Annotated in this window: 17 protein-coding genes and 1 pseudogene; 11 read left to right on the forward strand and 7 right to left on the reverse strand. The window is 69.7% G+C overall.

The annotated features are described in order from the left end of the window. Positions 1 to 297 precede the first annotated feature (297 nt). Positions 298 to 2,067, forward strand: coding sequence for an aspartate--tRNA ligase (aspS, locus tag ACWTSU_RS08905; RefSeq protein WP_455139854.1), 1,770 nt, complete (start codon positions 298 to 300; stop codon positions 2,065 to 2,067). Positions 2,068 to 2,284: 217 nt separating this feature from the next. Here aspS and ACWTSU_RS08910 read toward each other — a convergent pair whose 3' ends face one another. Then, positions 2,285 to 5,365 (reverse strand): mechanosensitive ion channel domain-containing protein, encoded by a 3,081-nt coding sequence (locus ACWTSU_RS08910; protein WP_455139856.1) that lies wholly within the window; start codon positions 5,363 to 5,365, stop codon positions 2,285 to 2,287. 11 nt (positions 5,366 to 5,376) lie between these two features. Next, positions 5,377 to 6,219 carry a transporter substrate-binding domain-containing protein gene (locus ACWTSU_RS08915; RefSeq protein ID WP_455139858.1) on the reverse strand — a complete coding sequence of 281 codons (843 nt, stop codon included), beginning with the start codon at positions 6,217 to 6,219 and terminating at the stop codon, positions 5,377 to 5,379. A gap of 286 nt (positions 6,220 to 6,505) precedes the next feature. Here ACWTSU_RS08915 and ACWTSU_RS08920 point away from each other — a divergent pair, with 286 nt between their 5' ends. The 4 genes from ACWTSU_RS08920 (at position 6,506) to ACWTSU_RS08935 (ending at position 11,693) form a co-directional block, all read left to right on the forward strand. After that, positions 6,506 to 7,210 (forward strand): MIP family channel protein, encoded by a 705-nt coding sequence (locus tag ACWTSU_RS08920; protein WP_455137213.1) that lies wholly within the window; start codon positions 6,506 to 6,508, stop codon positions 7,208 to 7,210. Between the two features lie 404 nt (positions 7,211 to 7,614). Next, positions 7,615 to 8,103 (forward strand): MarR family winged helix-turn-helix transcriptional regulator, encoded by a 489-nt coding sequence (locus ACWTSU_RS08925; RefSeq protein WP_455139860.1) that lies wholly within the window; start codon positions 7,615 to 7,617, stop codon positions 8,101 to 8,103. Continuing rightward, entirely contained in the window at positions 8,096 to 9,847 is a 1,752-nt protein-coding gene (locus tag ACWTSU_RS08930; RefSeq protein ID WP_455139862.1) for an ABC transporter ATP-binding protein, read from the forward strand. Before ACWTSU_RS08925 ends, ACWTSU_RS08930 begins: the two co-directional genes overlap by 8 nt. Then, the gene (locus ACWTSU_RS08935) at positions 9,837 to 11,693 is read left to right on the forward strand and encodes an ABC transporter ATP-binding protein (protein ID WP_455139864.1); all 1,857 of its coding nucleotides are present in this window, start codon (positions 9,837 to 9,839) and stop codon (positions 11,691 to 11,693) included. The genes ACWTSU_RS08930 and ACWTSU_RS08935 overlap by 11 nt, the downstream gene beginning before the upstream one ends. A 40-nt stretch (positions 11,694 to 11,733) precedes the next feature. Here the strand turns inward: ACWTSU_RS08935 and ACWTSU_RS08940 are convergent, their stop codons facing one another. Further along, positions 11,734 to 12,300 (reverse strand): beta-class carbonic anhydrase, encoded by a 567-nt coding sequence (locus tag ACWTSU_RS08940; RefSeq protein WP_455139866.1) that lies wholly within the window; start codon positions 12,298 to 12,300, stop codon positions 11,734 to 11,736. A 69-nt stretch (positions 12,301 to 12,369) separates the two neighbouring features. On the opposite strand from ACWTSU_RS08940, the gene ACWTSU_RS08945 reads away from it, so the two are divergent. After that, entirely contained in the window at positions 12,370 to 12,990 is a 621-nt protein-coding gene (locus tag ACWTSU_RS08945; RefSeq protein WP_455139868.1) for an NAD(P)H-dependent oxidoreductase, read from the forward strand. Between the two features lie 20 nt (positions 12,991 to 13,010). Here the strand turns inward: ACWTSU_RS08945 and ACWTSU_RS08950 are convergent, their stop codons facing one another. The 3 genes from ACWTSU_RS08950 to ACWTSU_RS08960 form a co-directional block, all read right to left on the reverse strand. Then, a complete protein-coding gene (locus ACWTSU_RS08950; protein ID WP_455139870.1) occupies positions 13,011 to 15,893 on the reverse strand; it encodes a S8 family serine peptidase in 2,883 nt (960 codons plus the stop codon). Next, a complete protein-coding gene (locus ACWTSU_RS08955) occupies positions 15,890 to 16,411 on the reverse strand; it encodes a hypothetical protein (protein ID WP_455139872.1) in 522 nt (173 codons plus the stop codon). The genes ACWTSU_RS08950 and ACWTSU_RS08955 overlap by 4 nt, the downstream gene beginning before the upstream one ends. Before the next feature lie 161 nt (positions 16,412 to 16,572). Next, complete coding sequence (locus ACWTSU_RS08960) at positions 16,573 to 18,036, reverse strand: lipopolysaccharide biosynthesis protein (protein WP_455139874.1); 1,464 nt, start codon at positions 18,034 to 18,036, stop codon at positions 16,573 to 16,575. Between the two features lie 225 nt (positions 18,037 to 18,261). Here ACWTSU_RS08960 and ACWTSU_RS08965 point away from each other — a divergent pair, with 225 nt between their 5' ends. The 4 genes and pseudogenes from ACWTSU_RS08965 to ACWTSU_RS08980 all read left to right on the forward strand — a co-directional run bounded on the left by ACWTSU_RS08965 (position 18,262) and on the right by ACWTSU_RS08980 (position 23,791). Next, entirely contained in the window at positions 18,262 to 18,534 is a 273-nt protein-coding gene (locus ACWTSU_RS08965) for a type II toxin-antitoxin system RelB/DinJ family antitoxin (protein WP_455139876.1), read from the forward strand. 89 nt (positions 18,535 to 18,623) lie between these two features. Next, a pseudogene (locus ACWTSU_RS08970) lies at positions 18,624 to 18,833 on the forward strand (type II toxin-antitoxin system RelE/ParE family toxin); the annotation flags it as partial. Positions 18,834 to 19,512: 679 nt separating this feature from the next. Beyond that, positions 19,513 to 20,754 (forward strand): IS256 family transposase, encoded by a 1,242-nt coding sequence (locus tag ACWTSU_RS08975; protein WP_455139878.1) that lies wholly within the window; start codon positions 19,513 to 19,515, stop codon positions 20,752 to 20,754. Positions 20,755 to 21,070: 316 nt separating this feature from the next. Beyond that, a complete protein-coding gene (locus ACWTSU_RS08980) occupies positions 21,071 to 23,791 on the forward strand; it encodes a phosphoenolpyruvate carboxylase (RefSeq protein ID WP_455139884.1) in 2,721 nt (906 codons plus the stop codon). 130 nt (positions 23,792 to 23,921) lie between these two features. Here the strand turns inward: ACWTSU_RS08980 and ACWTSU_RS08985 are convergent, their stop codons facing one another. Beyond that, positions 23,922 to 24,218 (reverse strand): helix-turn-helix domain-containing protein, encoded by a 297-nt coding sequence (locus ACWTSU_RS08985; protein ID WP_455139880.1) that lies wholly within the window; start codon positions 24,216 to 24,218, stop codon positions 23,922 to 23,924. Positions 24,219 to 24,335: 117 nt separating this feature from the next. On the opposite strand from ACWTSU_RS08985, the gene ACWTSU_RS08990 reads away from it, so the two are divergent. Next, entirely contained in the window at positions 24,336 to 24,659 is a 324-nt protein-coding gene (locus tag ACWTSU_RS08990) for a MarR family transcriptional regulator (protein WP_455139882.1), read from the forward strand. The last annotated feature ends 433 nt before the right edge of the window (positions 24,660 to 25,092 follow it).

Consider the following 25,092-nt stretch of genomic DNA (forward strand, 5'->3'; position numbering starts at 1 on the left):
GCGGCGCGCTACGCCGCGTGGGTCGCCGACGGGATGCCCCCGGAGGTCGCCAGGGAGTGACTTGACAGATATAGGAGCATCGTACCCGGCGCGCGTGTGCGTAACCGGAGGCCGGGGGCGGGCGCTGGCCCCCGGGCGTGCGAGCGCGGCGAGAAGCCCCGACCGTCGCGACCATCCCGCGACGCCGTCGTAGTACAATCGCGAGCACGTGCGACGCTGCGCCGTCTACGCCACGTCGTCGTCTTCCGGCAGTCGCCGCCCGTCCGGCACGGGGCGGCAGGGACGAGAGAGGCATCTATGGACTCCCACACCATGCACACCCACACCTGCGGCGAGCTGCGCCGCGAGCACATCGGCCAGCAGGTCACGCTGACCGGCTGGGTCTGGCACCGCCGCGACCACGGCGGGCTCATCTTCGTGGACCTGCGCGACCGCGACGGCGTGACGCAGGTCTCCTTTGACCCCGAGCACTCCGGCGGCGAGGCCTTCCACGCGGCCGAGACCATCCGCTCCGAGTGGCCGATCAAGGTCACCGGCGTGGTGCGCGAGCGCCCCGAGGGCATGGACAACCCCAAGCTCGCCACCGGCGAGGTCGAGGTCCTCATCGACCACATCGAGGTCCTGAACTCCTCCAAGACGCCGCCCTTCCAGATCGAGGACCGTCTCGACTGCGCCGAGGACGTCCGCCTGCGCTACCGCTACCTCGACATCCGCCGCCCGCGCATGATGTCCAACCTGAGGCTGCGCTCCGACTTCACCTTCGCCATCCGCGAGGCGCTGCACGGCCGCGACTTCATGGAGGTCGAGACTCCGGCTCTGTTCAAGTCCACGCCCGAGGGCGCGCGCGACTTCCTGGTGCCCTCCCGCACCCAGCCCGGCCACTTCTACGCCCTGCCGCAGAGCCCGCAGCTCCTCAAGCAGCTGCTCATGGTCGGCGGCGTGGAGCGCTACTACCAGGTGGCCAAGTGCTTCCGCGACGAGGACCTGCGCGCCGACCGCCAGCCTGAGTTCACGCAGGTGGACATCGAGATGAGCTTCGTGGACCAGGACGACGTCATGGGCGAGCTGGAGGACGTTCTCGCCGACGCCTTCGCCCGCGTGGGCGTCGAGATGCCCACGCCGCTTCGCCGCATCAGCTACTGGGACGCCATGGACACCTACGGCACCGACAAGCCCGACACGCGCTACGGCATGGAGCTCCACGACGTCACGTCGATCTTCGCCGGCTCCAAGTTCAAGCTCTTCGCGGGCGCGGCGGCCACCGAGGGCCAGTTCGTGAAGGCCCTCAACGCCAAGGGCGCCGGCACCTGGCCGCGCGCGCAGATCGACAAGCTCGCCGACGTGGCGGCCGGCTTCGGCGCCAAGGGCCTCGCCTGGATCGCCTTCCGCGAGGACGGCTCGGTCAACAGCCCGATCGTCAAGTTCTTCTCGGACGAGGAGATGGCGGCGCTGCGCGAGGAGATGGGCGTGGAGCTCGGCGACCTCGTGATGTTCGCGGTGGCCGACCGCAAGACCGCCGACGAGATCCTCGGCGGCATGCGCTGCCACATGGCCGACGCGCTCGACGTGCCGCGCGAGGGCCACGACTTCCTCTGGGTCGTGGACTTCCCGCTGTTCCACTGGGACGACGACGCCAAGCGCTACGAGGCGGAGCACCAGCCCTTCACCCTGCCCACCGAAACCGACATCGAGAAGATCAAGGCCGACCCGCTGGCCGCGGGCTCGGCGACCTACGACTTCGTCATGGACGGCTACGAGGCCGGCGGCGGCGGCATGCGCATCCACAACGCCCAGATGCAGCTCGACATGCTGGAGCTTCTCGGCTACACCGACGAGGAGGCGCGCGAGAAGTTCGGCTTCCTGATGGACGCCCTCGAGTACGGCGCGCCCCCGATGGGCGGCTTCGCGCTCGGCCTCGACCGCGTGTGCATGCTACTGGCCGGCGAGGACTCCATCCGCGAGGTCATGGCGTTCCCCAAGACCTCCAGCGGCTCCGACCTCATGTCCGAGGCGCCCGGCGAGGTCACGACCAAGCAGCTCAAGGAGGTCGGCCTCCGTCTGCTCTAGCGGTCGTCAGACAGAACGTGACAAAGGGGACGGAGGTGTGACAAATACCTCCGTCCCCTTTGTCCCTTTGTCACATCGCTTGTTCCCGGCAAAACGAACGGAATCGGGGCCTAAAGCGTTCGTTTGGTCGGGAGCAAGCTCAAAGCTCTCGGCCAGACGAACGCCTCGGCAACCAAGGCGTGCGAAAGGCCGGGAGTACCCCAAAGCGGCGAGAAGCTCACTCGCGGTTGTCGAGGTCGCGCGATGACGCGCTCTGCTCCTCCACGAACTCGTCGGCCTGGCGCAGCTCCTCGCGGTCCTTCTCGGTCTCCTCGCGGCGCTGCTCGTGCTCGAACTGCTGCTGGTAGGGAGCGATGTCGTTGCGCGTGAGCAGCAGGCGCATCTCGCGCTTGAGGGCGCGCTCGAGCGAGCGGCGGTCCCCCTCGGCGCACTTGGCCACCAGTCGGATGGTCATCGCGCTGCTCGTGAGCGCCACGATGCCGCGGTAGAACGGCCCCTCGATGATCTTGGGCTGGCGCGCGGCGATGTTGGGCAGCTCGGCCTTGAGGACGTTCTCGAGGTAGGGGAGGTCCTCGCCCACGGTGATGTCAACGTCCACGCTGGCGTAGGAGTCCATCTTGGTGCGGTTGACCACGTTGGAGATCGCGCTGTTGCGCAGCACGATCACGTTGCCGTCGCCGTCGTTGATCTTGGTGGTGCGGATGCCGATCTCCATGACCGTGCCGGTGCTGGAGCCCACCGAGATGGTGTCGCCCACGCGGAACTCGCCCTCGAAGATGATGAAGAGGCCCGAGAGCAGGTCGGTCACGAGGTCCTTGGCGCCGAACGAGATGGCCAGCGTGAGCAGGCCGGCGCTGGCGAGCAGCGTGGCGGTGTCCACGCCCACCGTGGCCAGGCTCCAGTAGAGCGTGCCGATGACGGCGCCGTACTTGGTGAGGCTCACGAGCAGGCGGCACACGGTCTCGCCGCGCGTGGAGAGCACGCCCGTGAGCAGGTGCAGCAGCCGCTGGACCACCCACGACACGGTGAAGATCACGCAGGCCGTCATCAGCGCGGCCGTGACGGCGAAGATGTTGAGCCCCCGCTCCCAGCCGCCGCCGAGGATGTAGCCGAAGACCGTGTCGCGCCCGAAGATCTGGTCGCGGAAGATCACCGAGAGGCACACCGCGACCACGCCCACGCCGAGGAAGACCCGCATCACGTAGCCGAGCTTCTGCTCGGGCGTCATCTCGTCCCAGTCGAGCGACTGGTTGAGCCAGCGGCTCACCGCCGACTCCGTCTTGGCCGTGCGGCCCGAGGGCGTGAGGACGTCGAAGACGCGCGCGTCGGCGTCGTCCGCCGCGGGCTCGGCGAGGATGAGGCGCGCCGCCATGGTGCCGCGCGCCGGCTCCACGCTGAGCAGCAGGAAGGCCAGCACCATGCACGCGAGCGCCACGGCGCCGGTGACGAGGGTGAGCGGCAGGCGCTGCGCCATCAGCTCGCCCTCGGAGCTTGCCAGGTAGACGTAGTAGTCGTCCGTCTCGACGGAGGAGGCATAGTAGGTCGAGCCGTCCACGGTGACGTAGTCGTCGTAGCCGCCGCGCAGCTGGCTCTCGTCGAGGCCGACCTCGGTGGCGGGCTTGCCCACGAGCATCGCGTCGGGGTAGGAGGCGATGGTGCCGTCCGCCTTGCTCACCGCGAAGGCGAATCCGCCCGCGCCGGCCTGCACGCCGTCGAGCACGCGGTCGATCCGCACGCTGGCGAGAAGGTCCTCGAGCTCGGAGGCGGCGACGCCCACCTGCACGAAACCGTCCACGTAGCCGCGGTCGTCATAGGTCGCGATGCCGACGTACTGCGTGAGCTTGCCGGTGGTGTCGTCGGCCATGGGCTCCTGCACGAGCTCGTCGACGCCCTGGAGCAGCTGGCGGAACGCGTAGGACTGGCTGTCGGGGTCGTCGGAGAGCGAGAAGTGCTCGTAGGGCGCGCTCGAGACCACCATGTTGCCGTTGCCGTCGAAGACGAAGACGTTGTCCACCTGCAGCACGGACGCGAGGTCCTGCATCGCGTCCTTGGTGGCGAGCGCGGGGTTCTGCTCGAGCACGTAGGCGGCCACGCGCGCCTTGGAGAGGTTGCGCGCGTCGCTCTGCGCGGTGAGCTCGTCGGCGCGCTCGTCCACGCGCTCGATGGTTGTCGCCACCGACTCGGCGCGCTCGCTGTTGGCCACCGACTGCGACGAGAGCGCGAAGAGCGTCTGCATGTAGAACGAGGCCACGAGCACGGCGAGGAGCCCCACCACCGAGAAGACCGCGGCGCGCTTGCCGATGACGCGGTTGTAGCGCAGCCGTCCGAGGCGCACGAGATGGTCCTTCTCGGTGCCGTCGCGCTCCTCCTGGCGCATGACAAAGATGCCGTAGAGCACCACCGTGGCCATGACCACGAAGAACACGAACAGGATCACGGCCACGGTCACGGTGCGCGACGCGGCCATGTCGGAGGCCGGCACCGCGCAGACGTAGTAGGTGTCGCCGATCAGGCTCACGTGGCAGTAGAGCTGCTGGCCGTCGAGGGCCATCCAGGTGGTGGTGCCGTCCTCGAGGGCGGTCACGTCGATGCCGTCGCGCAGCGCGTCGGTGCCGACGAGCGCCTCGTCGGGGTGGTACTCGATCACGTAGGTCTGGGCCGAGAGCGCGAAGACGTAGCCGCTCTGCCCGATGGAGATGTTGCGCAGCACGCTGGCGGTGGAGCCGGTCTCCTCCACGAGCGCGCGCAGCTCCTCCGGGCTCTGCTCGATGACGACCATCGTCTGGTCGTCGATGGGGGCGGCGTAGTAGCGCATGAGCCAGCCGCGCTCGGGCAGCTCGACCTCGACGGCGCGCGAGGGCTCGCCGGTCGAGAGGCACGCGCGCAGGTAGTTGTAGCGGGCGAGGGAGAAGTCGGCCTGGGTCTTCTCGGCCTGGGCGAGGACCTGCCCGTCGGCGCTTACCACCATGACGTTGTTGACGCCGAGCAGCTGCTGGTACTCGCGCATCTTGGCGTCGGTGGCCGCGAAGCCGGCGTCGTTGCGCGCCATGAAGGCGACGCTCGCGGCCTTGGACTGGTAGACCTCGTCGAAGGACCGCTTGTTCTGGGCGTTCTCCTCGTCGGCGGTCTCGAGCAGCTGCGGGAGCTGCGCCGCCTCCTCGCTCATCTCGGTGTCGTAGCCGGACACGGAGAGGCCCTCCTGCAGGTCGGAGAGCAGGACCCCCATCACGATCATGCTCGCCGCCACCAGGATGACGAGAAGCGCGATGGTGCGCTTGAGCTTTCTGGACATCTGCATCGCGTCTCCCCCTAGTCCCACTTGTCGATCAGCTCGGCCACGGTCCCGTCGTCGAGAAGCCCCTGGACGGTGTCGGCGACCTCCTGGGAGAGCGCGGAGCCCTTCTGCGTGGCGACGCCGTAGGACTGCTCGGCGACCACGAAGTTCTCGAGGCGGGCGCGCTTGTCGTCCATGTAGGTGTGCGCGATGGCGCCGTCGAGCACCATGGCGTCGACCAGGCCCTCCTCGAGGGCGTCCGAGAGCTCCTGGTAGCTGGGGAACTGCAGCAGCTTCCAGGTGTCGAAGCTCACCTCGGAGTTGTCCTCGTTGGCGGTGACGACCTCGCCGTTGGAGAAGCCCTCCTCGTAGAGGCGCACGCTCAGGAGCGGCGCGGCGTTGGAGCCGGCCATCGTGCCGAACGTGCGGCCCGTCATGTCGTCAAGCGTGGCGATCATCGAGGAGTTCTGGACCACGGCGATCATGGCGTCGTCGTAGTAGGCGGGGGAGAAGTCGAAGTTCTCGAGGCGCGAGTCGGCGATGGAGTAGCAGGCGGCGATGAGGTCGACGTCGCCGGCGAGCAGCATCTCCTTGCGGCCGTCGGGCGTGACGGTGACGTGCTCCACGCCGTCGTAGCCCAGGCGCGCGGCCAGCTCGTCCACGAGGTCGATCTCCAGCCCGTAGTAGCTGCCCGTCTCCTCGTTGAGGTAGCCGAAGCCCACCACGTCCGCGCGCACGCCGGCGCGCAGGGTCTCGCCCGCGTGCGGGCCGGGGTCGACGATGTCCTCGACCTGCTCGCAGCCTCCGAGCGCGAGCGCGGCGGGCGCCGTCATCAGCGCGAGCGCCAGGCGCCCGAGGTCCCTTCGTGTGACTTCCACGCGGTCCTCCGTATCAAGAGAGAAATCCAAAACCGATGCCTCACAGAGACCCTCCATTCTGCCATGTAACATGTAGGAAACGCGCGCGTAACACAGGTTCCTGAAACCGCGGGTTGAACCCTGCCGCGTCGCGCCGGCTCAACGAGACCTTGAGATGCGGCCGTCTGCGTTGTGCGGCGCCCGGCGATTGGCAACAATCGTCCGCTGCCGCGCCATGGTGGCCGGCTCGCGCCCGCGCCCGAGAGGACGCGCGGACGGACGTCACGAGGAGGTTCTCTTGGATTCCATGAAGAAGTACGCCGCGGAGGCGCTCGGCACGTTCGTGCTCACCCTCTTTGGCTGCGGCAGCGCCGCGATCGCCGGCGGCACGCTCGGCACCCTGGGCATCGCGCTGGCCTTCGGCCTGTCGATCGTGGCGATGGCCTTCGTCATCGGCAACGTGTCCGGCTGCCACATCAACCCGGCCGTCACCTTCGGCCAGTACCTTGACGGGCGCATCTCCCTCAAGGACCTGTTCGGCTACTGGGTCGGCCAGTTCGTGGGCGGCATCGTGGCCGCCGCCGTGCTGCTGTTCATCGTGAGCCAGTGCGCGGGCCTCGGCGGCGTGGCCGCCACGGGCCTCGGCTGCAACGGCTTTGACGGCGCGTCCACCGTGGGCCTGTCCATGGTCGGCGCCTTCGTCGTGGAGGTCATCCTCACCGCCGTCTTCGTGCTCACCATCCTGGGCGTCACCGCCGACTCCAAGACCGGCCACTTCGCCGGCCTGGTGATCGGCCTCACGCTGACCTTCGTGCACATCATGGGCATCCCCCTGACGGGCACCTCGGTCAACCCCGCCCGCAGCTTCGGCCCCGCGCTTGTGATGTCGTTCACGGGCAACACCCTGCCGCTCGACCAGGTGTGGGTCTTCATCTTCGCCCCGCTCGTGGGCGCCGCCCTGGCGGCCGTGATCTTCCGCGCGTTCAAGAGCTTCTACGCCGCCGAGAAGTAGCGAGCCCGCGCAAGCGCGCGACCGTGGGGACGGAGGCCGTCACGCCTCCGTCCCTTTTTTGTGCCGCGGGAGGCGCCCGCCCCGCCCTTCTCGCCCCGCCGTTCTGTCCCGGCCCGCCGTGCGCCCGCACCGTCCACTCAAGGCAAATAACCCGCAAAAAATGGTTTCATATTCATATAATTGCAGGAAAGAAAATCGAGTTTGTCAGATTTTGCGCGTTAATCGTGGAGGAGGGGAGCGAAGGGCGAGAGGGACGCGCGGGAGCGGGGCGAGAGGGGCGGGGAGCGTCGAAGCGCGCGGCGAGAAGGACCGGCAAGAAGGGCCGCCCGCCGCGCTTGACAGCGGCGCGTGACGGTCCTATACCCTTGACTCGTCAATGATTGAGACGTCAAGGATTGGTTCCCATGGACCAGAACGACCAAGCGGACGAGAGGCCCGCCGCGCTCGGCCGCGCGCTGCGCGACCCGCACATGCTGCTCTACCGGGCGCTCCACGCCCAGCGCGCGTGCCTAAAGGCCGCGATGTGCGACCTCGGCCTCGCCTTCGGCCAGCCCAAGTTCCTCTCGTACCTCGCCGCCAACGGCTCGGCCACGCAGCGCGAGCTCGCCGACTACTTCCTCGTGGACCCGGCCGCGGTGAGCCGCGCCCTCGACGCGCTCGAGCGCGGCGGCTTCCTCACCACGGCGCCCGCCGACGACCGCCGCACCAAGACGATCGCGCTCACGGAGCGCGGCCGCGAGGTCGCCGCCACGTGGGACCTCTGCTGCGACGAGGTGGACGAGGCGGCCCTCGCGGGCTTCTCGCCGGAGGAGCGCGCCACCTACGCCGGCCTGCTCGCCCGCGTGCGCGCGAACCTCGAGGCGCGCCTGCGAGAGGGGGCCCGCGATGAGTGAGGTCGCTCTGATGGCCCGCTACTTCGGGCCGTACCGAAAGGACGCGCTCGTGGGCGCGCTGTTCGTGCTCTGCGAGACGGGCCTCGAGCTCGTGATCCCGGTGCTCATGTCGTCGGTCATCGACGACGGCATCATGGCGCGCGACGTCTCGGTGGTGCTCACGCGCGGCGCGCTCATGCTGCTCTGCGCCCTGCTCGCCCTGCTCTTTGGCCTGGGCTACGCGCGCTTCACCGCCCGCGCCGCCATGGGGCTGGGCGCCAACCTGCGCGACGCGGAGTTCGCGCACGTGCAGCGCTTCTCGTTTGCCAACCTCGACGACTTCGAGACCTCGTCGCTGGTGACGCGCATGACCTCCGACGTCACGGTGATCCAGAACGCACTGGTCACGGCCTTCCGCCCGATGCTGCGCGGTCCCTCGATGCTCGTGATGGGCGTCTTCCTGGCGTTCTACATGAGCTGGCGGCTGGCGCTGGTCTTCTGCGTGGGGCTGCCGTTTCTGGCGGTGGCGCTCGCGCTGGTGGTGCGCCGCGTGGCGCCGCTCTACCGCGTGCTGCAGGGCGTGATGGATCGCCTCAACGGCGCGCTGCAGGAGGACCTCACGGCCATCCGCGCCGTCAAGGCGTACGTGCGCGAGGGCCACGTCTCCGAGCGCTTCGCCGACGTCAACCGCGACCTCGCCGACACGGCCACGCGCACCTTCCGCACCGCCGTGCTCAACACGCCGATCTTCCAGGTGGCCATGTACGCCATCTGCGTGGCGATCATGTGGATGGGCGGCTCGATGATCCTGGCCGGCACGCTCGAGGTGGGCACGCTCACCGGCTTCATGACCTACGTGTTCCAGATCGTGAACTCGCTCATGATGATCTCCAACGTCTTCCTGCTCATGGCGCGCGCCCTGACCTCGGTGGAGCGCGTGGGCGAGGTGCTCGCCGAGGAGCCCACGCTCGCCTCGCCGGAGCGCGCGGCGCGCGAGGTGGCCGACGGCTCGGTGGGGTTTCGCCACGTGAGCTTCAAGTACCACGCGGGGGCCGAGAAGGACGTGCTGGAGGACGTCAGCCTGAGCGTCCCGGCTGGCTCCACGCTGGGCGTGCTTGGCGCCACGGGCTCGGGCAAGTCCACGCTCGTCTCGTTGGTGGCGCGGCTCTACGACGTCACCTCCGGCGCGGTGCTCGTGGGCGGGCGAGACGTGCGCGCCTACAACCTCGCCGCCCTGCGCGACGCGGTGGGCGTGGTGCTGCAGAACAACGTGCTGTTCACGGGCACCGTCCGCGACAACCTGCGCTGGGGCGACCCGGACGCCACCGACGAGCGGATGCTCGAGGCGTGCCGGCTCGCCTGCGCCGACGAGTTCCTGGACCGCATCGGCGGGCTCGACGGCGACCTCGGCCAGGGCGGCGTCAACGTCTCGGGCGGGCAGAAGCAGCGCCTGTGCATCGCGCGCGCCCTGCTCAAGCGCCCGCTCGTGCTCATCTTCGACGACTCCACGAGCGCCGTGGACATGGCCACCGACGCGCGCATCCGGAGCAACCTCGCCGCGCTCGGCGACGTCACCAAGATCGTGATCGCGCAGCGGGTGAACTCCGTCATGGACGCGGACAGGATCGCGATCCTGGACGAGGGGCGGCTGCACGCGGTGGGCACGCACGAGGAGCTTCTCGCCAGCGACCCCATCTACCAGGAGCTCTACCAGAGCCAGATCGGCTCTGGCATTCACGGGGAGGAGACCAACGATGCCCGCTAGGGGATCGGCGGCGCCCGCGCGCCCGCGTGACGTGCGCCGCACGCTGAGGACGCTCGTCGGCTACATGGGGCACGCGCGCACGCAGCTTCTGACGGTGGCGGTGCTCGTGACGGTGAGCGCGGGCGCGGGGCTCGTGGGCACCTACATGATCAAGCCCGTGGTCAACGCCGTGACGGCGGGGGCGCGCGACGCCTTCGTGGGCGCGGTGGCGGCGACGGCGGCCATCTACGCGGCGGGCGCGCTCGCCGCCCTGGGCTACACGCAGGTGATGGTCCGCGCGGCGCAGCGCGTGGTCTTTGACATCCGGCGCGACCTCTTTGGCCACATCATCAAGCTGCCGCTGTCGTTCTTCGACCAGCGGCGCGCGGGCGACGTGATGAGCTACTTCACCAACGACGTGGACACGATCTCGGAGGCGCTCAACAACAGCTTCGCGGCCGCGGTGCAGGCGCTCATCCAGATCGTGGGGACGTTCGCGCTGCTCGTGGCGCTGGACTGGCGACTGGCCATCGTGACCGTGGTGGCCGACGCGGCCATCGCGCTGTACGTGCGCCACGCGGGCGGCCGCTCGGGGCGCCACTTCGCGCGGCAGCAGGCCATGCTCGGCCAGGTGGACGGCTACGTCCAGGAGATGACGGCGGGCCAGAAGGTCGTGAAGGTCTTCAACCGCGAGGCCGCCAACCTCGCGGAGTTCCGCGACCTCAACGAGCGCCTGCGCGAGACGGGCGCCACGGCGCAGGCCTACGCCTCCACGATGGTGCCCGTGACGGTGTGCGTGACCTTCGCCAACTTCGCGGTGGTGACGGTGCTGGGCGCGCTGCTGACGCTCGCGGGCCAGATGGACGTGGGCTCGCTCGCGAGCTACCTGGTCTTCGTGCGCCAGGCGGCCGCGCCGCTCAACCAGCTCACGCAGCAGGGCAACTTCCTGCTCACGGCGCTGGCGGGCGCCGAGCGGATCTTCGCGGTGATGCGCGAGGAGCCCGAGGTGGACGACGGCCGCGTGACGCTCGAGCGCGTGTCGGGCGGCGTGGCGGGCGCCGAGGGCCTGGACCTGCGCACCGCCGCGGGCGCCGCCGGCTGGGCGTGGCGGATCGACGGCGAGCTGGTGCCGCTCCAGGGCGACGTGCGCTTCTACGACGTGGACTTCGGCTACGTCGAGGGGCAGACGGTGCTCGGCGACCTCACGCTCTACGCCAAGCCGGGGCAGAAGATTGCCTTCGTGGGGTCAACGGGCGCGGGCAAGACCACGATCACCAACCTCATCAACCGCTTCTACGAGGTGCGCTCGGGCGTGATCACCTACGACGGCATCGACGTGCGCGACATCTCGAAGGAGAGCCTGCGCCGCTCGCTGGGCATCGTGCTGCAGGACACCCACCTGTTCAGCGGCACCATCGCGGACAACATCCGCTTCGGGCGGCTCGACGCCACCGACGAGGAGGTGCGCGCCGCGGCGCGCGTGGCCAACGCCGACGGCTTCATCAGCCGCCTGCCGCGCGGCTACGACACGCCCGTGGTCTCCGACGGCGCCAACCTCAGCCAGGGGCAGCGCCAGCTCATCGCCATCGCGCGCGCCGTCATCGCCGACACGCCGGTGCTGATCCTGGACGAGGCCACCTCCAGCATCGACACGCGCACCGAGGCGCTCATCGAGCGGGGCATGGACGCGCTGATGGCAGGGCGCACCACGTTCGTGATCGCGCACCGCCTGAGCACGGTGCGCAACGCCAACGCGATCATGGTGCTGGAGCACGGCCGGATCGTGGAGCGCGGCACGCACGAGGAGCTTCTCGCCAAGCGCGGCGAGTACTGGCAGCTCTGGACCGGCCAGCGCGAGCTGGACTAGGGGAGCGCGGCGAGAAGGACCGGGCGAGAAGCCCGCGCGCTCAGCAGTCGACCGGCGTGAGCGCGCCCGTCGCCACGTCGATCGTGAAGCCCCAGACGCGCACCGCCTCCGGCATGAGCGGGTGCGCGCGAACGGCCGCCACGGAGCGCGCGACCTCGTCCTCGAGGCACGCGAACCCCTCGAGCGTCGCCGCGGCGCGCGGCTCGCGGGCGAGCTCCGCCTCCGCGCGCGCCCGGTCGCACCCGGCCGCCACGAGCGCCTCGACCAGGTGCCCCGCGCGCATCCCGCAGGTCCCGCAGTCGGTGTGGCCCACCACCATGACGTCGGTGACGCCGAGCTCGCCCACGGCAACGAGCAGCGAGCGCATCGCCTCGCCGTACGGCTCGCGCACGCTCGCGCCGGCCACCTGGACGAAGACGGCGTCGCCGTCGTCCAGGCCGAGCGCCTCGGGCAGCATCCGGGCGAGGCGCGCGTCCATGCACGCGACCACCGCCAGCCCGAGCGCCGGGCGCCCCGTGGCCGGCCGTTCCGCCGCGGCCGCGCGGTCCTTCTCGACAAATGCCTGGTTGCGGGCCAGGACCCCCTGAACGCTCCGTGGGTATGCCATCTTCGCTCCTCCGTGTCATACTCTGGGCTGAGAAGAGCGTACCCGAACCCCGTTTGAGAGGAGCGCCGCATGAGCGAGAGGGACCTCGACGCGCTGGTCGTCTACTGCCATCCGTGGGAGGGGAGCTTCAACCACGCGATCCTGGGGGCCGCGTGCCGCGGGCTCGACCGCGCGGGCGCCCGCTACGAGGTCTGCGACCTCTACGCGGACGGCTTCCAACCCGCGATGACGCGCGAGGAGCTGGCCTGCTACAACGAGGGACGCGCGCTCGACCCGCTGGTGGCGCGCTACCAGGGGCAGCTCGCCCGCGCGCATCGGCTGGTGCTCGTGTTCCCAGTGTGGTGGAACGACGTGCCGGCCATGCTGCGCGGCTGGCTCGACCGCGTGATGCTGCCCGGGTTCTCGTGGGAGGCCACGGGCGCGGGGCTGGCCGGCAGGCTGGGCCACATCGAGCGCGTGGACGCCTACACCACCTCGTCCAACCCCACCGACTTCATGCGCGAGCGCCTGGGCGACGGCATCCAGGGGACGCTGCTCGACGCGACGTTCTGGCAGCTCGGCTGCGGCGCCGGCACGTGGCACAACTTCGGCGGCATCGACCAGAGCACGCCCGAGGGCCGCGCCGCCTGGCTCGCGCAGGTCGAGGACGAGCTGGCGGCGGGCTTCGCGCCGGCGGGGGAGGGCCGCTGACGCCGCTCCCCCGGAGGGCGTCAGAGCCGGTGGCCGCAGTTTCGGCAGAACCGCGCGCCGGGCGCCAGGGGACCGCCGCAGCGCGGGCAGAAGCGCCCGTCGCCTGACGCACTGCCACTCGACGCGCCGCCCCCGTGTCCCGCGCGGCTCCGCGCGACCTGGGCGACGCCGAGCGGCGCCGCGACGCACGCGGCGACGACCAGCAGCAGCGCGCACACGAACAGCGGCGCGCCCCGGTCCCACGCGCGCATGAGCGGAGCGAACCAGAACGAGTCGGCCGTCCGCAGGTCGGGCGCCATGCCGCCGGTGGCCACGCTCAGCGTGCCGCCGCCGGCCGCCCCGTCGGTGGTCCACACGTAGTCGCCGGCCGGCAGGCCCTCCACGGTGAACGCGCCCGACCCGTCGGTTGTGAACGAGAAGAGATACGTGCCCGCCTCGGGCCTCTCGCCAGCCTCGCCGGCCTCCGCACCGCTATCCGCCGCGCCGCCGTCCGCGGCGTAGAGGTCGACGCGCGCGCCCGCCATGTCGGGCCCGAAGTCCAGCTCGGCCGTGACGCCGGCCTCGACCTCGATCTGGTCGATGGAAGCCGTGATGGCGTCGCTCACCTCCGAGGAGCTGCTGAGGTCGGCGCTCGTGCCGCCCGTTGAGGACGAGATGCCGTCAAAGAAGTCCATCGCGTCGGAGCTCGCGTCGGTGCCGATCGAGAAGACGTTGATGAGGCTCTCGTCGGGCTCGCCGAGCACGCGCTCGTCCGAGGACGCGTAGTCGATGCCGATGCCGCCGTTGTAGAGGGCGGCCAGCACGTCTCCGTAGGTGTAGCCGGTCACGGGTTCGGGGTCGAGCGGCGCGGCGTCGCCGAGGATGATGATCACCTTCTTGGCGTCGTCGCGCCAGCCGAGGCCCACGGCCCGCATGAGCCCCGAGTAGACGGTCTCCTCGTTGTCCCCGCCGTACCCCAGGTCGAGGTCGTCGATCGCCCGCGTGATGGCGGCGGTGTCGTTGGTGAAGTCCAGCTCCACGCGGCACGGGTAGTCCTCGTCATCGTGGGTGCGCGCCGGGTAGTCCCGGTAGTCCACGAGCGCCACGCGGTAGTTCTCGGTGCGCGCGGCCAGGCTCGCGAGGATCTGCTCCATGTTCTGGCGCGCGTTCTCGATGTCGTCGCCCATCGAGCCGGTGGTGTCCACCACGAAGCACAGGTCGAGGCCGTTGGTCGCCGTGTTGGTCACCACGCGCCCCACGGACTCGTCGCGCGTGCGCAGCGCGCTCTCCACGGCGGTCCTGGCGTTCACGAGCCCGCTGTAGCTGCTGCCGTGATAGTAGCGCCCTTCGGCCGAGGCGATCACGATGCGCTTGACGTCCGGGCCCGAGAGCTCGGGGTTGGCCGCGGAGACGAGGCCCGCCACGCCCGTGACGTGCGGGGTGGCCATCGACGTGCCTGACAGCTCCTCGTAGCCCGCGACCGTGCAGCTGTAGACGGCGGTGCCCGGCGCCACCACGTCCACGCGGCTGCCCAGGTTGGAGTAGGAGGCGTACGCGTAGCGCGTCTGGTCCGCGGTGGAGCTCTCGTCGTCGACGCCCACGGCACCCACCACGATGACGCGGTTCATGACCTCCGGGTCGTCGGCGAGGTTGAGGAAGTTGTTGTAGACGGCGAGGGCCCCGCCGTTCAGGTCGCCGTCCTGCACCTGCTCGTCGGGGTCGAGCATGCGGTAGCCGTAGGTGTTGCTCGAGTCGGGGCGAAAGTAGTTGCCGTTCGTGTTGCCCGCCGCCACGCAGATGACGAAGTCCGGCTGCCCGGCCTCCTTCCGCTGATCGACGAGCTCCCTGATGCCCCGCTCGACGGCGTCCGCCTGGCTCTGCAGGTAGTTCCGCGCCAGCGTGCGGTGCGCCTCGTCCCCCTGGCTCGCCGCGTAGCCGACCTCGCGGCTGGTGTTCAGGCTGATGTTGATGGCCCTGACGTCGTTCTGGACGAGGTGCCTGAGCGCCGTGAGGTAGCTGAACGCCGTGCCGTAGCCCTGCTCGTAGCTGGGGTCGTTGACGTAGTAGGTGTTGCAGTAGTAGAGCCGGCCCCTGCCGCCCATGACGCCCGAGACGCCCGTCTCGTTGTTCCAGTCGGCGTCGATGATGCCGGCGACGTGCGAGCCGTGGTCCTGGGGCTGGCCCGAGGTGTGGGTCGTGGTGGCGGAGCTCTTGGAGTCGATGTTGTAGATCAGGGCACCGTCGAACATGCCCTTGAGGTCCTCGTGGTCGGTGTTGGGGACCGTGTCGATGAGGCCCACGTTCACGGTGGAGAGCCGGTCGAGGTAGCCCCAGGCGCCCGGTGCGTCGATGGCCTCCATGCCCCAGTTCCCGCCGCGCGGGACGCCGACGTCCCATGACGAGCCGCCCTCCCAGGGGTCGTTGGGATAGGCGGCGTCGGCGGTCTGGAAGTCGTCCTCGGCGTCCGTCCCGGAGCTCACCACCGGGTCGAGCATCGCCTGCTCCACGAGCGGGCTCGCGTTGAGCGCGTCGAGCTTGGCCGAGAGGTCGTCGTAGGGGAGCGAGTCGGGGAAGACGAGCCGGTAGAGCGTGAGGTCCGCCAGCGAGTCGTCCACGTCGGCGGCGCCCACCGACGAGAAGAGCTCCCGCAGCTGGCCGTCGTCGGCGCCGTCCGCCGCGTAGACGAGGACCTCGCTGTTCACGTAGGTGACGCCGTCGGGCGAGACGTCCACCAGCTCGCTCTTCTCGGCGAGCTCCGAGGGGCCGACGCCCTGCTCGCCGGCGGCCGCCCCGTCCCGCGCCGCCCGCGTCCCGCCCCGGAGCAGCAGCGCCGCGATCGCGACGGCGGCCGCGACGATGACGAGCAGGCTCACGACGATGACGACGCGCGGTCCCGCGCCGCCTCGGTCCCTCACGTCGCTCATGAGTTACCTCCCTTGACGAGGCGGACGCTCGCGTAGGCGGAGAGGAGCGCCGCCGACAGCGCGGCGAGCGCGCACGCGCACGGAAACGCGAGGTCGGCGAGGCCTCCCGCCGCGCTCGTCACGGCTCCCTGCCAGGCAACGGGCAGCAGGCCCGCGAGCGCGTTCTCACAGAGCCCCAGCACCACGAGGAGCGCGGCGCACAGCGCGGCGGCCGCGGCCAACGTCGCGAGCGCGCGCCGCAGGCGATGGGCGTTGACGACGATGACGCAGGCGAGCACGAGCGCGGCGAGCGCTCCGAAGACGGCGAGCCCCGCGGGCGAGAGGACCGCCGCGAGCGCGCGGCCCTGCGCGTCCGTGACCCCCATGGGAGCGATCACGCCGTCGACGAGCGCGCCCAGGTAGGCGATCGGTACGAGAAGCGCCGCGATCAGCGCGAGCGTCGCGGCGAGCAGCGCGCACGCTGCCATGGGGGCGCCCCGGCGCGGCGCGCCCCGACCGGCGGTGACGTCCAGGGACATGGCGGTCTCCCTCCGACGCGAGCCAGCAGATGACTTCAGGCTCGTATCAGCATAGGGTCCGTGGCGCCCCCCGTTGGCCGAGAAGCCCGGGGACGGCGCAAACTCGCAACATGGGCGCGGCCTTCTCGCCCCGCGGCGCCCCGTCGCGCCCGCGCCGCCGGCTAGTATGTCTGGCCCTCCGCGTGCCGGCGGATCGAGCCGTACTCCATGAGCATCAGCACCAGAAGAATCGCCATCGAGACGAGCGAGCCCACCACGGCGCCCGCGAGCCCGGCGTAGCTCACCAGCAGCACCACCACGGGCACGCTGAACGCGAACGCGATGAGGTACAGCCGGCTCACCCGGCTCTGCGCGCGCAGCACCGTGACGATCTGGTAGAGGAAGTCGATGCACGCGCACACGCCGCCCGTGGCCACCATCACCAGACACAGCCCTCGGAACCGCTCGAAGTCCAGGCCGTACATGACGCTCATGACGGGGATGCCCACCGTGCCCATGACCAGGGCCACCGCGCCCGTCACCAGCGCGATCACGCCGAGCATGGCCAGCACCAAAAGGTCGAAGCGCCGGTGCTTCTCGGGGTCGTCCCAGATGCGCGCCAGGCGCACGAGCTGCGGCTTGTAGATGAAGCCCGCGGCCATGAGGATGGCGTGCGCGGGGAAGTACATCGCGTTGTAGTAGAGCTGGTTGTCGTAGGAGAGCGCGCCCTCCATCGCGAACTTGGGCACCGAGTCGATCAGGTTGTAGAGGAACAGCGCCAGGAACAGCGGGAAGCACTCCACAAAGAGCTCGCGCACGCCGGCCAGTGTGAGCGGCAGGCTGCGCTCGGTCTCAAAGAGCGCGAGCGGGACCGTGAGCAGCAGGAGCGACGCCACCGCGCCCACGGCCATGGCCCAGCTCGCCACCGTCAGGCTGCGCGTGACGAGCAGCACCAAAGAGAACACCACGAGCCCCAGCACACAGCGCACCGCCTGCGAGAGCCCGGCCAGGTAGAGCTTGTCCTTCTGCTGGAGGCGCCCCTCGTAGACGTCGGCCAGGGCGTCCACGGCGCGGAAGACCAGCACGCCCATGCAGATCGAGAACATCTCGGCGTCGTAGCCGCGCACCTGGCACCAGAGCCATCCCACGGCGAGCATGAGCGCGCAGGTGAGGAAGCGGTTGACCTGGTAGTCGCGGAACGACCGCATGTCGTCCAGGTCCGAGACCTGGTAGGTGCGCACGCCGTAGTTGGCCAGGAAGTACAGCAGCGTGCCCACCGTGAACGCCATCGAGAACAGGCCCGCGCGCTCGGCGCCCACCAGCCACGTGCACACCATCGTGAGCAGCGGGAAGAGCATCCCCCACGCGGCCTGGCCCAGCGTGTTGCAGACGTAGTCGCGCTTGGTCTGGTGCGCGAGGTACTGCTCGGTCTGCTCGGACAGCTTGCCGCCAAAGACCGCCGAGATCAGGCGGTTCCACCAGTTGTTGGTCACGCGGGCGAGAAACCCCTGCTCGCGCGACGACTCGCGGGCGCGGCGCTTGCGGCGGCCGCGCGTCTCCACGCCGTAGCGCGGGGTGCGGGGCGTCACGCGGTCGCCGGTCGGCCGCACCGTGGCGACCTCGTGGCGCTTGAACGGGGTACGCATGGGACGAGAAGCTCCTCTCATCGTGTGTGACGCGCCCGATTGTAGACCACGCCCCGGACATCGTCGGATTCGGCCGGGAACAACGCGCACAATCACAAGAAGCCTCTGCCTGCGGAGGCCCACGGGCGAGGGGGCAGGGGCGAAAATGGATGCTCGTGTGCGTATAAATACGTTTGTATGTGCAATATAATACGTATGTAGTGTCAATGATAGGAGGAGGGCACGATGGCTACTTCCACGCTCACCATTCGAGTCGACGAGGACCTCAAGCGCGGCGCCGCTGCCGTCGCTGACTACTACGGGCTCGATCTCTCCTCCGTGACGCGGGCCTTTTACAAGCAGATGGTCAACACGCACCGGATCCCGCTCACCTTCGCGCCCGAGGAGCCCAACGACGAGAGCCTCGCCGCGATGGCAGAGGGCGACGCGTTTCTCGCCTCCGGCAAGGCGGGGAGGTATCAGAGCGGGCATGACCTGATCGAGGCGGCGATGTCCTGATGGGTCGCCTCTCGGCGGACTTCTCGTCCGCCTTCAGGCGAGACCTCAAGAAGAAGGCGGCCAGGAGGGGCTGAGACCTCTCGGAGCTCGAGAAGGTCATCGACCTTGTCGTCGAGAACGCCCCAGAGTCGCTGGACGTGCTGCGCCGTCGTCACAACATGCACGCGCTGACGAGAAACTGGGCGGGGCGCAGGGAGTGCCATGTGGCCAACGCGGGGGATTGGCTGGTCATCTGGTCGTCCAATGACGAGGTTGCCTTCTTCGAGAGGACGGGCAGCCACGACGAGCTCTTTCGGTAGGCGGGTTGCCGTCTCTTGGTGAGCAGCGATGGTACGGTTGCCTTGGCGAGCTCGATGTTGCCGCCCGCGCGCCGCCCACAAAGCGCCACGGTCCGCAGATCGCTCCTGCCCACAGACCGCCCCTGCCCGCGGGCAACCCCTGCCCGCAGACCGCCTCTGCCCGCAGGCGCCCCCTGCTCAAAGACTGCCTCTGCCCACAAATCGCCCATCTGTGTTTTGGCGGTACACATTTGCATGATTTGTGTGCCGGGGGACCGGCCCGAGGCGTCATTCGGGACACAGATGGCTCATTCTGCGGACATCTGTGTCCTCGGGGCCCGACGATGGCCCACAAATCGTCCAAGTGTGTGCCACCAAAACACAGATGCCGCATTTGTGGGCACGCGCCGGGTGCCCACGCTCCGCCTGCCGCTCGCCGCTCGCGGTCGCCAACCTGAGGTCCGACTCGCGGAAAAATCCAATCCCGATGCCCCAAAACATGCAAAAATCGGCAAATCAGCCCAATAAAAAACTGCGAAAATCGGTAATCGAGCCCCTGCCTGCGGATAAGTCTCCCCTCAGCCGGACGCGTCCCGAAACTTGGTGTAGGCGGCCAGGCGGCCGGCGCCCGGAGGGGCGCGGCCGCCCCCTAGAATCGTGAGTCACCACAACGTCAGATTCGCGAGAAGGGACGGCCGCAATGGACACTGTACACGAGGAGGCCCTGGCCTCCGCCGGCGCCCGCGCCGACGGCAGGATCGACATCAACGCCGCGCTGCGCTCGACGCTGGAGGGGCTGCTCAACGCCGTGATGGACGAGCGGGCCTCCGAGCTGGGGGTGGCCCGCAACGGCTACCGGGAGCGCCGGCTCGACGCCTGCGTCGGCACCGTGACGCTCAGGGTGCCCAAGCTCAGGGAGGGCAGCTACTTCCCCGACGACATCGTCGAGAGGTGGTCGCGCACCGACACCGCGCTCGCCTCGGCGATCTGCGACATGTGGGTCTCGGGGGTCTCCACCAGGAAGGTGGAGCGCGTCGCGGCCGAGATGGGCGTGGAGCGCATGAGCCGCTCGCGCGTCTCGCGGCTGTGCGCCTCGCTCGACGAGGAGGTCTCCGAGATGCGCTCGGCGGACCTGTCGTCCGGGCCGTGGCCCTACCTGTGGCTCGACGCGACCTACGTGCCGTGCCGGGAGGCCGGGGCGGCCCGGTCGGCCGCGCTCGTCACGGCGGTGGCCTGCTCGCTCTCGGGGCGCAGGAGGGTCGTCGGGCTGGGGCGCGTCGACGCGGAGAGCTACCTGTCCTGGCGCGACTTCCTGCTCGGCCTGCGCCGCCGCGGCCTGTCGGGCGTGCGCCTCGTGACCTCCGACGCCCACGAGGGGCTCGTCCGCGCCGTCCGGGAGGTCCTGACGGGGGCGTCCTGGCAGCGCTGCGTCGCCCACCTCGAGCGCAACGTGCGCGACCGCTGCCGCAGGCGCAGCGTCGGCGACGCCGCCGTGGGGGCGCTGAAGGCGGCGCTGGCCGAGCGCGACCCCGCCCTCGCGCGGGCCGGCTACCGCCGCGCCTGCGAGCTGCTCGCCGCGCGCGACCCGGCCGGGGCGCGCCTGCTCGAGGACGCGGAGCCCTCGGCGCCGGCCTACCCCGACTTCCCGCGCGAGCACGCCGTGTGGGTCAGGACCAACAACGTCTGCGAGCGCATGAACTGCGAGATCAAGCGGCGCACGAGGGTGGTGCAGGTCTTCCCGTCGTTCGAGTCGCTGCTGCGCCTCGTGGGGGCGGTGTGCTGCGACCAGAACGACGCGTGGCTCTCGGCGACCAACTTCATAGACCCCAGGACCCTCGCCGAGGGCTACGTGCGCGACCCCCTGCCGGCCGAGCCCGGGGGCGAGGAGCGGGTCCTGAGGCTCGTCAGGGAGGCGTTCGACAGGAAGGCGAGGGCGGCGTAGGATTGGCGGCGGGGAGGCTCGCCCCCGCGGGGAGGCCCCTACACCACTTTTCGTGACGCGACTCCTCAGCCTCGATGTAACGCGCGAAAGCGACGGAGCAGTGACGTGCGTCCCCACGTACATGGCGCGCTTCCTCTGACGCGCCCCGCGCCCCGGCCGCACCCCGCCCCGCGGCCTCAACGTGAACAACGCATTTCTCGCCCGTGGGGTCTTTTCGGGGAGCGTCTCGTCGCGGTATCGTAGACGGGACCGCACACCCGCAAAAGGAGCAACGTTGGCCGAGAAGAACCAGGACGCCCAGAGCGCGTCCGCTAACATTGCCGCCCTCGCGAACACCGCCGAGGACGCCCGCGCCCTGCTCGCCGGGGTAGACGTCCCCGAGACCATCGCGGACAACATGGCCCTCTTCCTGCGCCTGGTGCGCAAGGTGCTCGACGAGTTCAGCCCCTCGCTGCGCGAGACCTTCGACACCCTGCTCGCTGACGCCATCCGCGCCAACGAGGACGAGTCGGGCGAGGACGCCGAGGCGCACGCCGCCTCGGGCGCAGCCTTCGCCGACCTCGAGCGCGTGATCGAGGGGCTCGACGAGGACAGCGCCACCATGCTCATGCGCGCCTTCGTCTCGTACTTCCACCTGGCGAACATCTGCGAGGAGAACTACCGCGTGGGGTCGCTGCGCGCCCGCGAGAGCCGCGTGCCGACCTCCGACGCCGCCGACCCGATCAACGACATCACGGTCGCGTTCAACCAGCTCGTGGACGAGTGCGGCCGCGGCAAGGCAATCGCGCTGCTCCACCGCCTGGAGTTCCGCCCGGTCTTCACGGCCCACCCCACCGAGGCGCGCCGCAAGGCCGTCGAGGGCAAGATCCGCCGCATCGCGGGGCTGCTCGAGGAGCGCTCGCGCCTGGGCGGCGCCGCCCGCGCCGAGAACGAGCGCCGCATGCTGCAGGAGATCGACGCGCTCCTGCGCACCTCGCCGATCGCGCACAAGAAGCCCACGCCCGTCGAGGAGGCCGACACCGTCCTCGACATCTTCGACAACACCCTCTTCGACATGGTGCCCGACGTCTACCGCCGCTTCGACGACTGGGAGCTCGGCGACAAGGCCGGCACCGTGCCGCCCGTCTGTCCGGCGTTCTTCCACCCCGGCAGCTGGATCGGCTCGGACCGCGACGGCAACCCCAACGTCACCGCCAAGGTCAGCCGCCAGGTCGCCGAGAAGTACCGCGTGCACGTGCTGGAGCGCCTGGCCGACGCCACCTACACGGTGGGCCGCAACGTCACGCTCGACGCGATCTCCACGCCGCCCTCCGACGCGCTGCTCAGCCTCTGGAGCCACCAGGTCGAGATGAGCGAGCGGCTCACGGCGCGCGCCCTGGGCATCTCGGCGAGCGAGCTGCACCGCGCGGCGCTGCTCGTCATCTCCGAGCGCCTGCGCGCCACGATCGAGCGCACGGCCGACGTCATGTACCAGACCCCCGACGACTACATCGCCGACCTGCGCGTGGTGCAGTCGTCGCTCGCGCGCGCCGGCGCGGTGCGCACCGCCTACGGCCCCGTCCAGCGCCTCATCTGGCAGGCGCAGACCTTCGGCTTCCACCTCGTGGAGATGGAGTTCCGCCAGCACTCGCTGGTGCACCGCCGCGCGCTCGAGGACATCCGCGAGCACGGGCGCTGGGGCGAGCGCGGCGAGCTGCAGCCCATGACGCGCGAGGTCATCGACACGTTCCGCGCGATCGCGCAGATCCAGCGCCGCAACGGTGTGGACGCCGCGCGCCGCTACATCATCTCCTTCACCAAGTCCGCCGAGGACGTGGCCAACGTCTACGAGCTCGCGCACCTCTCGTTCGCGCACGAGTCCGACGTGCCCACGCTCGACGTGATCCCGCTGTTCGAGCAGGTCGAGGACCTCGAGGGCGCCGTGGCGACGCTCGACGAGATGATCCGCCTGCCCGAGGTCCAGCGCCGCCTCGCCGAGACGGGCCGCCGCCTGGAGGTCATGCTCGGCTACTCCGACTCCTCCAAGGACGCGGGCCCCACCTCGGCCACGCTCGTGCTTCACCAGGCGCAGGCACGGATCGCGGCCTGGGCCGAGGACAACGGCATCGACCTCGTGCTCATGCACGGCCGCGGCGGCGCCGTGGGCCGCGGCGGCGGCCCGGCCAACCGCGCCGTGCTCTCGCAGCCCAAGGGCTCGGTCAACTGCTGCTTCAAGCTCACCGAGCAGGGCGAGGTCATCTTCGCGCGCTACGGCGACCCCACGCTGGCGCGCCGCCACGTGGAGTCGGTCGCCGGCGCGACGCTTCTGCAGAGCGCGCCGTCGATCGAGTGGGTCAACACCGAGACCACCGAGAAGTACGCCGACCTCGCCCACGAGCTCGACGTCGCCTCGCGCGAGAAGTACCTCGACCTGCTGCACACCGACGGCTTCGCCGAGTGGTTCTCCACGGTGACGCCGCTCACCGAGGTGGGTCTCATGCCCATCGGCTCGCGTCCGGCCAAGCGCGGCCTGGGCGCCAAGTCCCTCGACGATCTGCGCACCATCCCGTGGATCTTCTCGTGGTCCCAGGCGCGCGTGAACCTGGCCGCCTGGTACGGCCTGGGCAGCGCCTGCGAGCAGGTGGGCGACCTCGCGCGCCTGCGCGAGGCATACGCGGAGTGGCCGCTGTTCACGACGTTCGTCGACAACATCGAGATGTCGCTCTCCAAGACCGACGAGCGCATCGCCCGGCTCTACCTGGCCCTCGGCGACCGCGACGACCTCTCCCAGAAGGTCCTGGACGAGATGGAGCTCACGCGGCGCTGGGTGCTCGCGATCGTGGGCGACGAGTGGCCGCTGCAGCACCGTCGCGTGCTGGGGCCGGTCATCCGCATGCGCCTGCCGTTCGTGAACGTGCTGTCCGTGACGCAGGCCCTCGCGCTGCGGCGGATGCGCGAGGAGGGCGCCGACCTCGAGCCCGACGAGCGCGAGCGGCTCATGTACCTGATTCTGTGCACCGTCTCCGGCGTCTCCGCCGGCCTGCAGAACACCGGGTGACGAGCGAAAACACAGCGCGAAGGGGCGCGCGTGCGGCCTGAGAGGGTCGTGCGCGTGCCCTTTTTGCGTTGCGGGAGTGCGCGCCGTGGGCTGCGGGGCCGCGGGCTGTGGGGCCGCGTCGCGCGTCCACCTAGCGGTCGGTCTCGGAAAGCGGCTCGACCTGCCTGGGCTGCTTCTGGTCGTGGCTGTCGTACTCCACCACGCCGTCGGAGTCGATGCCCTTCGTCAAGAACGAGATGGTGACGCCGAGGCCCCGCGCGATCTTCTCGATGGTGTCGAGGGTGGGCGACTTCCTGCCGTGCTCGATGTCCAGCATGTACGACTTGTTGATGTCGATCGTGAGGGCAAAGCCGCGCATCGAGAAGCTCCGCTCCTCGCGAAGCTCCCGGACCTTGCGCCCAAACCTCTGTCTCGTCTCGGTACTCATGACCCCAGAGTAGAGGGCATCGCCTTGCGAATGTACGACTATAGACGTACAATGAGCCGCCAATGAGAGGTGCCGGCGGACGGCGGTCCGCGGCGCGCGGGCGCATTGGAGGTTCCCATGGACGAGGTTTCTGCCAGGGCCGACGAGCCCGACATCCGCTCCCTCAGGGTTCCGGCCGCGTCGAGGATCCGCGACACGCCCCACGGGCCGGTGCGCCTGACGCCCTCGGAGCTGCAGATCATCCGGTTTATCGAGCGCCACGAGGGCTATCCCTGCTCCAAGGCGCAGATCGCGGCGGCCATCGGGCGCAACGAGAAGACCGTGGACCGCCTGCTCAGCCGCATGCGCCGCGACGGGCTGGTCACATCGCAGGCCGTGCACTCCGACAACGGCGCTCAGCTGGCGAACGTCTACCGCCTGACCAAGTGGGCGCAGGGATAGCAGGGTATAGGCGCTGCCGAGGGTTCACCGAGTCGACCAAAGATGACTTGCGCAGCGCCTACGCTGCGGCAAACGGACCGTTTTCCGTGAGCATTGACGGTATCGATGATTTTGTCGTGATGCGCGTCTCCGACCTTGAGGACGAGGGGAGCTGACCGAGCAGGAGAGGGCGTCTCTGCTCGCGGGATATCGTGACTACCTGGATGGCAACGTGGTAGATGCGCGCGAGATGGCTTCCGAGCTGCGTGAGAAATATGGCCTATAGGGTTGTCGTTGCCGCTGCCGCTGCCGCTGCCGTTGCCGTTGCCGCTGCCGCAAGGAACGGCCTCGCCTCGCGCCTGTCGCAGCGGATTAACATACAAAAATCGAGTTTTCAGGAAACCAATCCTGCGGACATATAAAGCTGTAGCTAATTTTGTATGTTATCCGAGGC

The sequence above is a fragment of the Thermophilibacter sp. genome (assembly GCF_966187215.1).

What these genes read in the sequence shown, in the direction of transcription:
- aspS (WP_455139854.1), top strand. Translation starts at nt 298, where the DNA reads ATGGACTCCCACACCATGCACACCCACACCTGCGGCGAGCTGCGCCGC.
- ACWTSU_RS08910 (WP_455139856.1), bottom strand. Translation starts at nt 5,365, where the DNA reads ATGCAGATGTCCAGAAAGCTCAAGCGCACCATCGCGCTTCTCGTCATC.
- ACWTSU_RS08920 (WP_455137213.1), top strand. Translation starts at nt 6,506, where the DNA reads ATGAAGAAGTACGCCGCGGAGGCGCTCGGCACGTTCGTGCTCACCCTC.
- ACWTSU_RS08925 (WP_455139860.1), top strand. Translation starts at nt 7,615, where the DNA reads ATGGACCAGAACGACCAAGCGGACGAGAGGCCCGCCGCGCTCGGCCGC.
- ACWTSU_RS08930 (WP_455139862.1), top strand. Translation starts at nt 8,096, where the DNA reads ATGAGTGAGGTCGCTCTGATGGCCCGCTACTTCGGGCCGTACCGAAAG.
- ACWTSU_RS08935 (WP_455139864.1), top strand. Translation starts at nt 9,837, where the DNA reads ATGCCCGCTAGGGGATCGGCGGCGCCCGCGCGCCCGCGTGACGTGCGC.
- ACWTSU_RS08940 (WP_455139866.1), bottom strand. Translation starts at nt 12,300, where the DNA reads ATGGCATACCCACGGAGCGTTCAGGGGGTCCTGGCCCGCAACCAGGCA.
- ACWTSU_RS08945 (WP_455139868.1), top strand. Translation starts at nt 12,370, where the DNA reads ATGAGCGAGAGGGACCTCGACGCGCTGGTCGTCTACTGCCATCCGTGG.
- ACWTSU_RS08950 (WP_455139870.1), bottom strand. Translation starts at nt 15,893, where the DNA reads ATGAGCGACGTGAGGGACCGAGGCGGCGCGGGACCGCGCGTCGTCATC.
- ACWTSU_RS08955 (WP_455139872.1), bottom strand. Translation starts at nt 16,411, where the DNA reads ATGTCCCTGGACGTCACCGCCGGTCGGGGCGCGCCGCGCCGGGGCGCC.
- ACWTSU_RS08960 (WP_455139874.1), bottom strand. Translation starts at nt 18,036, where the DNA reads ATGCGTACCCCGTTCAAGCGCCACGAGGTCGCCACGGTGCGGCCGACC.
- ACWTSU_RS08965 (WP_455139876.1), top strand. Translation starts at nt 18,262, where the DNA reads ATGGCTACTTCCACGCTCACCATTCGAGTCGACGAGGACCTCAAGCGC.
- ACWTSU_RS08975 (WP_455139878.1), top strand. Translation starts at nt 19,513, where the DNA reads ATGGACACTGTACACGAGGAGGCCCTGGCCTCCGCCGGCGCCCGCGCC.
- ACWTSU_RS08985 (WP_455139880.1), bottom strand. Translation starts at nt 24,218, where the DNA reads ATGAGTACCGAGACGAGACAGAGGTTTGGGCGCAAGGTCCGGGAGCTT.
- ACWTSU_RS08990 (WP_455139882.1), top strand. Translation starts at nt 24,336, where the DNA reads ATGGACGAGGTTTCTGCCAGGGCCGACGAGCCCGACATCCGCTCCCTC.